Below are 12,540 nucleotides of genomic sequence, written 5' to 3' on the forward strand. Positions count from 1 at the left end.
CCTTGGATATAATGATATAAAAGTGAAAGCGTTGAAAAGGAGAAGTACGTAAAATATGTTTGAAAGAGAGGGTCACCACAGGCTGAAAGTGACCTAAACCTCTATTTTACGGAAATGCACCTTTGAGCACTTTGCTGAAATGGAGTAGGCAAGTCGGCTAGTCACCGTTAAAGACCTCGAGCGGAAAGCTTCATGCTTTCAACCAGAGTGGAACCGCGCGAATTGGCGTCTCTGTCATAGTGATATGATGGAGGCGTTTTTTATTCAGCTAATTTTTATTGGCTACCTGTAGAGAAATGGTGGTAATTTAGTTATAGAAGGATATATTTGTTCGGAGAAAATTGGCTAAAGGAGAGAATGACATGGCAATTCAAATTTACAATACGTTAACAAGAAGAAAAGAACCATTTGTTCCTCTTGAAGAGGGAAAAGTAAAAATGTACGTATGCGGACCAACTGTTTATAACTACATTCATATAGGCAATGCACGTCCTGCCATTGTCTATGATACCGTAAGAAGATATTTGCAATATAAAGGGTTTGATGTGAAGTATGTATCAAACTTCACCGATGTGGACGACAAAATTATTAAGGCAGCTAACGAGTTAGGAGAAGAAGTTTCTGAACTGACAGAGCGTTTTATAAAAGCTTATTTTGAGGATATCACTGCACTTGGATGCAAAAAAGCGGATGTTCATCCGAGAGTGACAGAACATATGGATGATATTATTGAATTTATTAAAGTATTAATCAATAAAGGGTATGCTTATGAATCTCAAGGGGATGTATATTTCCGCACACGCAAGTTTGAAGGTTATGGAAAACTAAGTCATCAGTCAATTGATGATTTAAAAGTAGGCGCACGTATCGAAGCGGGTGAAAAGAAAGAAGACCCACTAGACTTTGCTCTTTGGAAAGCTGCAAAACCAGGTGAAATTCACTGGAGTAGCCCTTGGGGTGAAGGACGACCTGGATGGCATATTGAATGCTCCGTAATGGCAAGAGCTCATCTAGGTGACACAATTGACATTCATGCTGGAGGTCAAGATTTAACGTTCCCGCACCACGAAAATGAAATTGCTCAGTCTGAAAGCTATACCGGAAAACTTTTTGCCCGTTACTGGATGCATAATGGGTATATTAATATTGATAACGAAAAAATGTCAAAATCTCTTGGGAATTTCGTATTAGTCCACGATATTATCCAGAAAATTGATCCGCAAGTATTAAGATTTTTCATGCTTTCTGTACATTATCGTCATCCAATCAATTTCTCAGAAGAATTGATTGAATCCGCTCGAAGTGGATTGGAGCGCTTGCGCACAGCTTATTCGAATCTTCAACATCGACTAAAATCTACGACGAACCTTGCAGAAAATAGTGAATTGTATTTAGAAAAAATCGATGAGTTGAAAAAACAATTCGAGAAGGAAATGGATGATGATTTCAATACAGCTAACGGTATTTCTGTTTTATTTGAACTAGCTCGCACGTCAAATACGTATGTAAACGAAACAAATACGGATGAAAAAGTGCTAAAAGCATTTATTGAAACATTTGAAGTTCTTAGTGGTGTTTTAGGAATTAAATTAGCTGTTGAGATGGAAATTTTAGACGAAGAAATTGAAAAGTTAATTGAAGAGCGTAATATTGCACGAAAAAATCGTGATTTCAAGAGAGCGGATGAAATTCGTGACCAATTATTAAGTATGAACATAATTTTAGAAGATACACGACAAGGTACTCGCTGGAAACGAGGTTCATAAGATGGCACAACAAGTTGATATTAAGCAATTAAACGCACTTGCATTAGCATATATGGGGGACGCCGTTTTAGAGGTGCGCGTTAGGGAACATTTATTGTTAAGCGGTCGAACGAAACCGAATACGCTGCACCATGAGGCGACAAAATATGTCTCTGCTAAAGCTCAATCAATGATTGTGCATCGCATGATAGAAGAACAGTATTTAACGGAAGAAGAGTTATCAATTTATAGACGTGGGCGCAATGCAAAGTCTGGTACTGTTCCGAAAAATACGGATGTTCAAACTTATCGCAATAGTTCCGGATTTGAAGCAGTTCTCGGCAGTCTTTATTTAACAAAACAGTATGAACGTATGAATAAAATAATTGATTATGCAATACAAATCGTTGAAGAAGCGAAAGGAGCGTCATAACATGAGCGAAAGTGGAGAAATGATTGCTGGCAAAAACCCGGTATTAGAAGCCCTTCGTTCAGGCCGAGAAATGAACAAAATATGGATTAGTGAAGGTGTAAAAAAATCGGGAATTAAGGAAGTGCTGGATTTAGCCCGCGAGCGAGGAGTATTTGTACAATTTGTGCCAAAGAAAAAAATCGATCAACTTTCAAGTGCCAACCATCAAGGTATCGTTGCTTCTGTCGCTGCTTATAAGTATGCGGAACTCGATGATTTATTTGATGTGGCCAAAGCAAGAAGCGAAGATCCATTTTTCATCATTTTAGATGAATTAGAAGACCCTCATAATCTTGGCTCAATTATGCGAACTGCAGATGCGATTGGCGTTCATGGTATAATCATACCAAAGAGACGTTCTGTTGGACTTACAGCAACGGTAGCGAAAGCTTCTACAGGAGCTATTGAGCATGTTCCTGTTTGCAGAGTGAACAATTTAGCGCAAACAGTAGATGAGTTAAAAGAAAGAGGCGTCTGGATTGCTGGAACAGATGCAAAAGGTAGCACCGACTATCGAAAAATGGATGCTACCTTGCCACTAGCTATCATTATTGGAAGTGAAGGGAAAGGAATGAGTAGACTACTGAAGGAGAAATGTGACTTTCTCTATCATTTGCCAATGGTTGGGCATGTTAATTCATTGAATGCGTCTGTTGCAGCGGCATTATTAATGTATGAAGTGTACCGAAAACGTCAAGAAGTGAATGATTAGTTATGAAAAACATTCTAATAGTTGATGGATACAATATGATAGGTGCTTGGAAAGAATTGCGGCCTTTAAAAGATACAGATTTAGAGGAAGCTAGAAATCGCCTGCTTGAACTAATGGCAGAATATAAAGCCGCTATGGGATGGCGGGTGATTGTTGTTTTCGATGCCTATCATGTTTCTGGGGCAGAGAAATCTTATGTACAAAATGCGGTGGAAGTAATTTTTACAAGAAAGAACGAAACGGCAGATGAGCGTATTGAAAAATTATCAAACGAGCTGAAAGGGAGGAAAGTCCAAATATACGTAGCAACTTCTGATATGACGGAGCAAAACGTAATATTTGGGAATGGTGCCCTTCGAAAATCAGCCCGTGAACTAGAAATAGAGTTGGAAATTATTCAATCAAAAATATCAAAAAGAGTAGAAACTTCGCAGAAAGAAAGACCTAAATCTAGAATCCCATTATCGAAAGAAGTAGAGTTAGCCTTCGAAAAATGGAGAAGAGGTTTAAAATAATCAATTGACCTATATTTTCCAATTCATATATACTGTTCCTAATATGATTTATACGTCTGGGGTGAGGCCGTTGCTAAAAACAGAGCAATCGCAAGTAGTACAATCTTTTGACGAGCTAACGGATGAACAACTTGTTGAACTAGTGCATCAAGGTAATACAGAGGCGTTAGATTACTTAATTAATAAATACCGTGTATTCGTAAAGGCGAAAGCTCGCTCTTATTTTTTAATAGGAGCGGACAAGGAAGATATTATACAAGAGGGAATGATAGGTTTATATAAAGCCATAAGAGATTTTAAAGAGGACAAGCTTGTTTCCTTTAAAGCTTTTGCAGAGTTATGTATTACGCGCCAAATTATTACTGCTATTAAGACGGCAACGCGTCAGAAACATATTCCACTCAATTCCTATGTTTCTCTTGATAAACCAATATATGATGAAGAGTCGGATCGGACGTTGATGGATGTCATTACATGCTCGGAATCAGAAAATCCAGAACATTTAATGATTAACCGAGAAGAGTACTCCTATTTGGAAGAAAAAATTAGCGAAATTTTAAGCGAACTTGAACAACAAGTGCTTACTTTATATTTAGATGGACAATCTTATAATGAGATTTCTGAAGAATTAAATCGTCATGTAAAGTCAATTGATAATGCATTGCAACGGGTGAAACGGAAATTGGAGCGCCATTTAGAAAATGGGGAAATTATTTGAAACTCATTCCTCAATTATTGACAGCATGTTTTTTTGGTGTTAGTCTTTAAAAGATAAAATGCCAGAATAGAGGTTTTTTCAGTGGCAAAGAAAATTGTATTAAGCTGTGAAGAGTGTGGTTCTAGAAATTACACTTATCCTGAAAAAGACAGCTCAACTAGATTACAATTGAAAAAGTATTGTCAGCGCTGCAATCGACACACATTACACAAACAAACGCGCTAGTTGAAATAGAGAAGACAGATGATTTATTCGGAGGTTAAGCTAGAATGGGCAAAATAAAACAATTTCTGCAAGAAGTTATGTCCGAAATGAGAAAGACAAGCTGGCCAAAAAGCAAAGAGCTTACAAAATATACGATTGTTGTAATCACAACAGTCATTTTTGTAGCAATCTTTTTTGTGCTTGTAGATTTATTGATTTCGGGAGCATTCCGTTGGTATTTAAAAATATAATTATAGCCCCATACTAAATATCTTTCGAAAAATAGCCCGTCTAACATTTCGCGGGTTTTTTTCATTTATGTTGTAAATTATAATATTAAATACAGATTCAACGGGTTGTAATTGTAAAGGAGGGAAGGACGAATAGTCCAATATACATTATGGAAAAACAATGGTATGTAGTTCATACTTATTCAGGTTATGAAAATCGTGTAAAAGCAAATCTCGAAAAACGAGTAGAAACAATGGGGATGCAAGATCTCATTTTCCGTGTAATCATCCCTGAACATGAAGAAACTGATTTAAAAGATGGAAAAAAACGTACGGTGATGCGAAAAGTTTTCCCGGGTTACGTATTAGTTGAAATGATTTTAACTGATGATTCTTGGTACGTTGTTCGCAATACCCCAGGAGTGACAGGATTTATTGGCTCATCAGGCGGAGGAGCAAAACCGACACCTTTACTGCCTGAAGAAGTAGATCGTCTGCTTCGTTCAATGGGATTACACAAAAAAGCAATTGGCGAGTTAGATATTGCTGTTGGCGATCTAGTTGAAGTGTTAGATGGACCATTTGCTCATTTCCAAGGAAATGTAGAGGAAATCGATGTGGATAAAGGAAAAGTAAAAGTTTCAGTTGACATGTTCGGTCGGGAAACGAAAATGGAATTAGATTTCGAACAAGTACAACGGGTATAAACCTTTAAAAAAGAGTAAAAAATTTCAATGGTTTGCACATTTTAACCAATTTGGTTAACAAATAATTTATATCTTTATAATATTTTTACTTGCTTAAGAATATGAAAAATGATATCATTTCATAGGTCAGACTAGTTTTTTTAGTCTGCGATATGAGTTAATGATATTTTATCGGCATGGCTGATAAATGTATATTTGAGTGGGAGGGGCAACCCAATATACCACATCACGGACTTAAGGAGGTGTGTCTCGTGGCTAAAAAAGTTATTAAAATTGTTAAACTTCAAATCCCTGCTGGTAAAGCGAATCCAGCTCCACCAGTTGGTCCTGCATTAGGTCAAGCAGGTGTAAACATCATGGGATTCTGTAAAGAATTTAACGCTCGTACTGCTGATCAAGCAGGTTTAATTATACCTGTTGAAATTACAGTATTCGAAGACCGTTCTTTCACTTTTATTACAAAAACTCCACCTGCAGCTGTATTGCTTAAAAAAGCAGCAGGTATTGAATCAGGTTCTGGTGAGCCAAACCGTAAAAAAGTTGCAACGGTTAAACGTGATAAAGTTCGCGAAATCGCAGAACTAAAAATGCCTGATTTAAATGCTGCATCTGTTGAAGCGGCTATGGCAATGGTTGAAGGTACAGCACGAAGCATGGGTATTGAAATCGTTGACTAATCCATTGTAATTCGTGTTAGTTTTTGTAGGTTGCGCAAGTTCTGTTGAACACGCAACCTTTATTCGTGGGAGGTAAATTTCCGCTAAAACCACAAAGGAGGAAAAAGTAATGGTAAAACGCAGTAAAAGAATGCAAGAACTTGCAAAATTAATTGATAAAACTAAATTATATCCAGTAGAAGAAGCTGTTGCATTAGCTCAAAAAACAAGCAATGTTAAATTTGATGCAACAGTAGAAGTAGCTTTCCGTTTAAATATTGATACTCGTAAAAATGACCAACAAATCCGTGGAGCAGTTGTGCTTCCAAACGGAACAGGTAAAACTCAACGTGTATTAGTATTTGCAAAAGGTGAAAAATTAAAAGAAGCTGAAGCTGCTGGAGCAGACTATGTAGGCGATGTAGACTACATCAACAAAATCCAACAAGGTTGGTTTGAGTTTGATGTAATCGTAGCTACACCTGATATGATGGGTGAGGTTGGTAAATTAGGTCGTATTTTAGGTCCAAAAGGATTAATGCCAAACCCTAAAACAGGAACAGTTACTTTCGATGTTGCGAAAGCAATCCAAGAAATTAAAGCTGGTAAAGTAGAATACCGCGCTGATAAAGCTGGTATCGTTCACGCTCCTATCGGTAAAGTATCTTTCGAAACAGAAAAATTAGTAGAAAACTTCTTAGCTGTATTCGAAGCAATTCAAAAAGCAAAACCTGCTGCAGCTAAAGGTACTTACATGAAATCTGTAAACATCACTACTACAATGGGGCCATCAATTAAAATTGACGCTTCTAGCGTAGTGATTAAATAATAAATAAAGATAGAATAAAACTATTGACATTCATCCTATTCGTTAGTATTATGGATGATGTTCTGAATATAGTGATCCATTTGTACCGTAGACAGTAGGGGTGCTCTTTGCACTTAAACTTCCCTACCGAGGACATAAAATCGGATTCTTTTTTAAGATGATGACTTTTTATGCCTTCGTGTGTCTACACGAAGGCTTTTGTTTTATCGGTATGAATGACCCATTCTAATAGGAGGTGTCAAAATGTCTAAGGCAATTGAAGCAAAAAAAGTACAAGTACAAGAGATTGCAGACAAATTTAAAAATTCTGCTTCTGTAGTGCTTGTTGATTACCGCGGTTTAAACGTAGCTCAAGTTACTGAATTGCGTAAACAACTTCGTGAAGCTGGCGTAGAATTTAAAGTTTATAAAAACACTTTAACTCGCCGTGCTGTTGAAGAAGTTGGACTAGAAGGACTTAATGAATATTTAACAGGTCCAAATGCGATCGCTTTCTCTACAGAAGATGTTGTAGCACCAGCTAAAATCCTTAACAACTTCGCAAAAGAAAACGATGCATTAGAAATTAAAGCGGGTGTTATTGAAGGAAACGTTGCTACAGTTGAAGAGGTTAAAGCTCTTGCTGACCTTCCATCTCGCGAAGGTTTACTTTCAATGTTACTATCTGTACTTCAAGCTCCAATCCGCAACTTCGCTCTTGCAACAAAAGCTGTTGCAGAACAAAAAGAAGAACAAGGTGCGTAATTTATCGCTTAAACCAATATTTCGAATACAGGCAAATAGCCTAACAAAAATACCTATATAGGAGGAATATGGAATGACTAAAGAACAAATTATTGAAGCTATTAAAGAAATGACAGTTCTTGAATTAAACGATTTAGTAAAAGCTATCGAAGAAGAATTCGGCGTAACTGCTGCTGCTCCAGTTGCAGTTGTAGGTGGTGCTGCTGCAGGTGCTGCTGCAGAAGAAAAATCTGAATTCGATGTAGTATTAGCTAACGCTGGAGATCAAAAAATCAAAGTTATCAAAGTTGTACGCGAACTTACTGGCCTTGGCTTAAAAGAAGCAAAAGAATTAGTTGACAACACTCCAAAACCACTTAAAGAAGGCGTTTCTAAAGAAGAAGCTGAAGAAATGAAAGCTAAACTTGAAGAAGTTGGCGCTTCTGTAGAACTTAAGTAATAATTGCTTAAGTATCGTTTATACCAAAAAATAAAAAGCTCGTCCTATTTGGCGAGCTTTTCTTCATTTATTTAGGGAGGCCACTCAAATGACTGAACATTATTATTCACGAAAGCCTCAAACGGAAAGTAAACCTCAACAATGGCAGTTTACTTTATTAGGACACTCATTTTTATTTGAAACAGATACAGGAGTGTTTAGTAAAAGCGAAGTAGATTTTGGATCCCGTTTGTTAATTGATACATTTAACATGCCCGATGTAGAAGGAATTGTTTTAGACGTTGGTTGTGGCTACGGTCCAATCGGGTTAGCGATAGCAAAGCAATATCCAGAGCGAACAGTATATATGATGGATATTAATGAGCGAGCACTTCAATTAGCTAGAAAGAATGCAGAATTGAACGGAATCCAAAATGTGCGTATTTATGAAAGTGACGGTGTATATGTGGATGAGGAAGTCCAAGTTGCTGCTGTGTTAACGAACCCGCCAATTCGAGCTGGGAAAGAGACGGTTTTTAAAATCTATGACGGGGCTTATCAGCATTTGTGTACAAGTGGAGAGCTTTGGGTTGTGATTCAGAAGAAACAAGGAGCACCATCTACGTTAAAGTATTTGGAAGAAAAGTTTCGGTCAGTGGAAATTGTCGAGAAGAAAAAGGGATATTGGATTATCAAAGCTGAAAAATAAAACGAATTCCCATTAAATATTGACTTGACAAATCGGCTATGATAACATAATAAAATGCAAAAATATTATTTTTTGGGAGTATGCCCTTTTGTATGCAATGATTTTTATATGGGTATACTTGCCATGAATAAGTTAAGTTTAACCGAAAATGAGGTTTTGAAAAAGTCTCGTTTTCTTTTTGTCTTTGGAAAATCATACACTATTTATTTGATTTTGCAAAGACCTATTATCGCTTTATTGAGGGGTGAATAAGTTGACAGGTCAACTAGTTCAGTACGGACGACACCGCCAGCGTAGAAGCTTTGCGCGTATTAAAGAGGTGCTGGAGCTTCCGAATTTAATAGAGATTCAAACAGCCTCTTACGACTGGTTCCTTAAAGAAGGATTGCTTGAAATGTTTAAAGAAATTTCCCCTATTGAGGATTTCACAGGCAATCTTTCACTAGAATTCATCGACTATTCTTTAGGAGAACCAAAATATGATGTCGATGAATGTAAGGAGCGCGATGTAACTTATGCAGCACCATTGCGCGTAAAGGTACGTCTTCATAACAAAGAAACGGATGAAGTTAAAGAACAAGATGTCTTTATGGGGGACTTCCCATTAATGACAGAAACAGGCACTTTTATTATTAACGGTGCCGAGCGTGTAATTGTATCCCAATTGGTACGTTCACCAAGCGTATATTATCACGATAAAACGGACAAAAACGGCAAAAAAGGCTTCGGTGCAACAGTCATTCCAAACCGTGGTGCATGGCTGGAGTTTGAAACGGATGCAAAAGATATTATCTATGTTCGCATCGATCGCACACGTAAATTGCCTGCAACAGTGCTTCTAAGAGCGTTAGGCTTTGGTTCAGACCAAGAAATTATCGATATTATCGGTGATAATGAGTATTTGAGAAATACGCTTGAGAAAGATAATACAGATAGCACTGAAAAGGCGCTATTAGAAATCTATGAACGCCTTCGTCCAGGTGAACCACCGACAGTTGAAAGTGCAAAAAGCTTGCTATATTCCCGCTTCTTCGATGCTAAACGCTATGATTTAGCAGCCGTTGGGCGTTATAAAATGAATAAAAAGCTTCACATAAAAAATCGTCTATTTAATCAAAAAATCGCAGAAACGTTAGTAGATCCTGAAACAGGAGAAATTATTGTTGAAAAAGATACAATTCTTGACCGACGTACGTTAGATAAAATTATTCCTTATTTAGAGAAGGGTGTTGGATTCCGTACATTATCTCAAGTAGGTGGTGTATTGGATGAAGATATTACAATCCAATCCATTAAAATATATGCTCCTAATGACGAAGATGGAAAAATCATCAATGTCATTTCCAATGCTTACGTTGATGAAGAGGTAAAACATTTAACTCCTGCGGATATTATCGCGTCATTATCCTACTTCTTCAACTTACTTTATGGTGTAGGAAATGTTGATGACATCGACCATTTAGGAAATCGTCGTTTACGCTCTGTTGGTGAGTTGTTGCAAAACCAATTCCGTATTGGACTATCGCGTATGGAACGAGTTGTGCGTGAGCGCATGTCAATTAATGACACAGCGTCAATCGTACCACAACAATTGATTAATATTCGTCCAGTTATTGCATCAATAAAAGAGTTCTTTGGTAGCTCTCAATTATCGCAATTCATGGACCAAACAAATCCACTAGCAGAATTGACGCATAAACGCCGCCTTTCCGCTTTAGGACCTGGTGGTTTGACGAGAGAACGTGCTGGTATGGAAGTGCGGGACGTTCACTACTCGCACTATGGCCGCATGTGTCCTATTGAAACACCAGAGGGTCCAAACATCGGTCTAATTAACTCATTATCAACTTATGCGAAAGTGAATAAGTTTGGTTTTATTGAAACACCTTATCGTCGTGTTGATCCTGAAACAGGCCGAGTGACAGACCAAATTGACTACTTAACAGCCGATGAGGAAGACAACTACATCGTAGCTCAGGCAAACTCACCGTTAAATCCAGACGGAACTTTTGCCAACGAGGAAGTTTTAGGTCGATTCCGTGGAGACAACACAGTATTCAAAAGAGAATTAGTTGACTACATGGACGTATCACCTAAACAAGTCGTATCTGCTGCGACAGCATGTATCCCATTCTTAGAAAACGACGACTCTAACCGTGCATTAATGGGTGCAAACATGCAACGTCAAGCAGTACCATTAATTCAACCAGAGGCTCCGTATGTAGGGACAGGAATGGAATACGTAAACGCTCGGGACTCTGGTGCTGCTGTAGTTAATAAGTATGAAGGAATCGTTGAACATGTTGAATCGCGTGAAATCCATGTTCGTCGAATTGAAATTAGAGATGGAAAAGAAGTAAAAGGCGAACTGGATAAATATAAGCTTCAAAAATTCCAGCGTTCCAACCATGGAACTTGTATTAATCAACGCCCAATCGTTAAAGTTGGGGATCGCGTAAAACCAAAAGATATTCTTGCAGATGGACCTTCCATGGATAAAGGCGAACTTGCTCTAGGTCGCAACGTTCTTGTTGCTTTCATGACTTGGGAAGGTTTCAACTACGAAGACGCGATTATTATGAACGAACGTCTTGTAAAAGATGATATTTATACATCCATTCATATTGAAGAATATGAATCTGAATCTCGAGATACTAAACTAGGCCCAGAAGAAATTACTCGCGATATACCAAATGTCGGTGAAGATGCGCTACGTAATCTTGATGATCGCGGTATCGTTCGAATTGGTGCTGAAGTACGTGACGGTGATATTTTAGTAGGTAAAGTAACACCAAAAGGAGTTACGGAATTAACTGCTGAAGAACGCTTACTTCATGCCATTTTCGGTGAAAAGGCTCGTGAAGTTCGAGATACGTCATTACGTGTACCACATGGAGCAGGTGGAATCGTCCTCGATGTTAAAGTGTTTAATCGAGAAGACGGTGATGAATTACCACCTGGAGTAAACCAATTAGTGCGTGTTTATATTGTTCAAAAACGTAAAATTCGCGTCGGTGACAAAATGGCCGGTCGTCACGGTAACAAAGGGGTAATTTCCCGTATTTTACCTGAAGAAGATATGCCATTTTTACCGGATGGAACTCCAATTGATATCATGTTAAACCCATTAGGCGTACCATCTCGTATGAACATCGGACAAGTGTTAGAGTTACACTTAGGTATGGCTGCACACTTATTAGGCGAATACATGGCGACACCTGTATTCGATGGTGCGAACGAAGAAGATGTTTGGAATACGATGGAAGAAGCCGGAATGAATAGAGACGGTAAAACAATTCTTTATGATGGACGTACAGGAGAACCGTTTGATAACCGAGTATCAGTTGGTATCATGTATATGATCAAATTGGCGCACATGGTTGACGATAAACTTCATGCCCGTTCAACAGGTCCATATTCACTTGTAACGCAACAACCATTAGGTGGTAAAGCACAATTTGGTGGTCAACGTTTCGGTGAGATGGAGGTTTGGGCACTTGAAGCGTATGGTGCAGCATATACACTACAAGAACTATTGACAATCAAATCAGACGACGTTGTAGGACGTGTGAAAACATATGAAGCGATTGTAAAAGGTGAAAGTGTTCCAGAACCAGGCGTGCCAGAAAGCTTCAAAGTATTAATTAAAGAACTTCAATCACTAGGATTAGATGTGAAAATGCTTACTGTAGACGAAGAAGAGATTGAACTGAGAGATATGGATGATGATGACGATCTACAACCAGCTGATGCCCTAAACATCTTGCCAACTAAAGAAGAAAAACCTGTTGAAACTCAAAATTAATCTACATGCGGGCAGGTAGACGCCTGCCCGATTCTTCATTAAACTTTCTGATTCTGAATCTTAATTAATGGAATGT

At 38.0% G+C, this 12,540-nt stretch carries 14 protein-coding genes and 2 other annotated features; all 14 genes read left to right on the plus strand.

Annotated elements, in window-relative coordinates; genetic code table 11:
- Positions 1-22 precede the first annotated feature (22 nt).
- Positions 23-236: a binding site (T-box leader), on the plus strand.
- 126 nt (positions 237-362) lie between these two features.
- Positions 363-1,766 (plus strand): cysteine--tRNA ligase, encoded by a 1,404-nt coding sequence (cysS, locus tag NST00_RS03420; RefSeq protein ID WP_016838534.1) that lies wholly within the window; start codon positions 363-365, stop codon positions 1,764-1,766.
- 1 nt (position 1,767) lies between these two features.
- Positions 1,768-2,178, plus strand: coding sequence for a Mini-ribonuclease 3 (locus NST00_RS03425; protein ID WP_016838535.1), 411 nt, complete (start codon positions 1,768-1,770; stop codon positions 2,176-2,178).
- Between the two features lies 1 nt (position 2,179).
- A complete protein-coding gene (rlmB, locus tag NST00_RS03430; RefSeq protein ID WP_016838536.1) occupies positions 2,180-2,929 on the plus strand; it encodes a 23S rRNA (guanosine(2251)-2'-O)-methyltransferase RlmB in 750 nt (249 codons plus the stop codon).
- A 2-nt stretch (positions 2,930-2,931) separates the two neighbouring features.
- Positions 2,932-3,444 (plus strand): NYN domain-containing protein, encoded by a 513-nt coding sequence (locus NST00_RS03435; RefSeq protein WP_016838537.1) that lies wholly within the window; start codon positions 2,932-2,934, stop codon positions 3,442-3,444.
- A 70-nt stretch (positions 3,445-3,514) separates the two neighbouring features.
- Positions 3,515-4,162 (plus strand): RNA polymerase sporulation sigma factor SigH, encoded by a 648-nt coding sequence (sigH, locus tag NST00_RS03440; RefSeq protein ID WP_016838538.1) that lies wholly within the window; start codon positions 3,515-3,517, stop codon positions 4,160-4,162.
- Positions 4,163-4,243: 81 nt separating this feature from the next.
- On the plus strand, positions 4,244-4,387 hold the full coding sequence (gene rpmG, locus NST00_RS03445; RefSeq protein ID WP_083839531.1) for a 50S ribosomal protein L33: 144 nt from the start codon (positions 4,244-4,246) through the stop codon (positions 4,385-4,387).
- A 44-nt stretch (positions 4,388-4,431) separates the two neighbouring features.
- Positions 4,432-4,617, plus strand: coding sequence for a preprotein translocase subunit SecE (secE, locus tag NST00_RS03450; RefSeq protein ID WP_016838539.1), 186 nt, complete (start codon positions 4,432-4,434; stop codon positions 4,615-4,617).
- A gap of 149 nt (positions 4,618-4,766) precedes the next feature.
- The gene (gene nusG / locus NST00_RS03455; protein ID WP_016838540.1) at positions 4,767-5,303 is read left to right on the plus strand and encodes a transcription termination/antitermination protein NusG; all 537 of its coding nucleotides are present in this window, start codon (positions 4,767-4,769) and stop codon (positions 5,301-5,303) included.
- 251 nt (positions 5,304-5,554) lie between these two features.
- Positions 5,555-5,980 carry a 50S ribosomal protein L11 gene (gene rplK / locus NST00_RS03460; protein WP_016838541.1) on the plus strand — a complete coding sequence of 142 codons (426 nt, stop codon included), beginning with the start codon at positions 5,555-5,557 and terminating at the stop codon, positions 5,978-5,980.
- 109 nt (positions 5,981-6,089) lie between these two features.
- A complete protein-coding gene (gene rplA / locus NST00_RS03465) occupies positions 6,090-6,788 on the plus strand; it encodes a 50S ribosomal protein L1 (RefSeq protein WP_016838542.1) in 699 nt (232 codons plus the stop codon).
- A gap of 67 nt (positions 6,789-6,855) precedes the next feature.
- Positions 6,856-6,999: a sequence feature (ribosomal protein L10 leader region), on the plus strand.
- Positions 7,000-7,031: 32 nt separating this feature from the next.
- On the plus strand, positions 7,032-7,532 hold the full coding sequence (rplJ, locus tag NST00_RS03470; RefSeq protein WP_016838543.1) for a 50S ribosomal protein L10: 501 nt from the start codon (positions 7,032-7,034) through the stop codon (positions 7,530-7,532).
- 73 nt (positions 7,533-7,605) lie between these two features.
- On the plus strand, positions 7,606-7,971 hold the full coding sequence (gene rplL, locus NST00_RS03475; RefSeq protein ID WP_016838544.1) for a 50S ribosomal protein L7/L12: 366 nt from the start codon (positions 7,606-7,608) through the stop codon (positions 7,969-7,971).
- Between the two features lie 88 nt (positions 7,972-8,059).
- Entirely contained in the window at positions 8,060-8,659 is a 600-nt protein-coding gene (locus NST00_RS03480; RefSeq protein WP_016838545.1) for a class I SAM-dependent methyltransferase, read from the plus strand.
- 244 nt (positions 8,660-8,903) lie between these two features.
- Positions 8,904-12,464, plus strand: a complete 3,561-nt coding sequence (gene rpoB / locus NST00_RS03485) for a DNA-directed RNA polymerase subunit beta (RefSeq protein ID WP_184656226.1) — start codon at positions 8,904-8,906, stop codon at positions 12,462-12,464.
- Positions 12,465-12,540: the final 76 nt, after the last annotated feature.

Origin of the sequence: Ureibacillus sp. FSL K6-0165, assembly GCF_038004285.1 — a bacterium.
Lineage (GTDB): Bacteria > Bacillota > Bacilli > Bacillales_A > Planococcaceae > Ureibacillus > Ureibacillus thermosphaericus.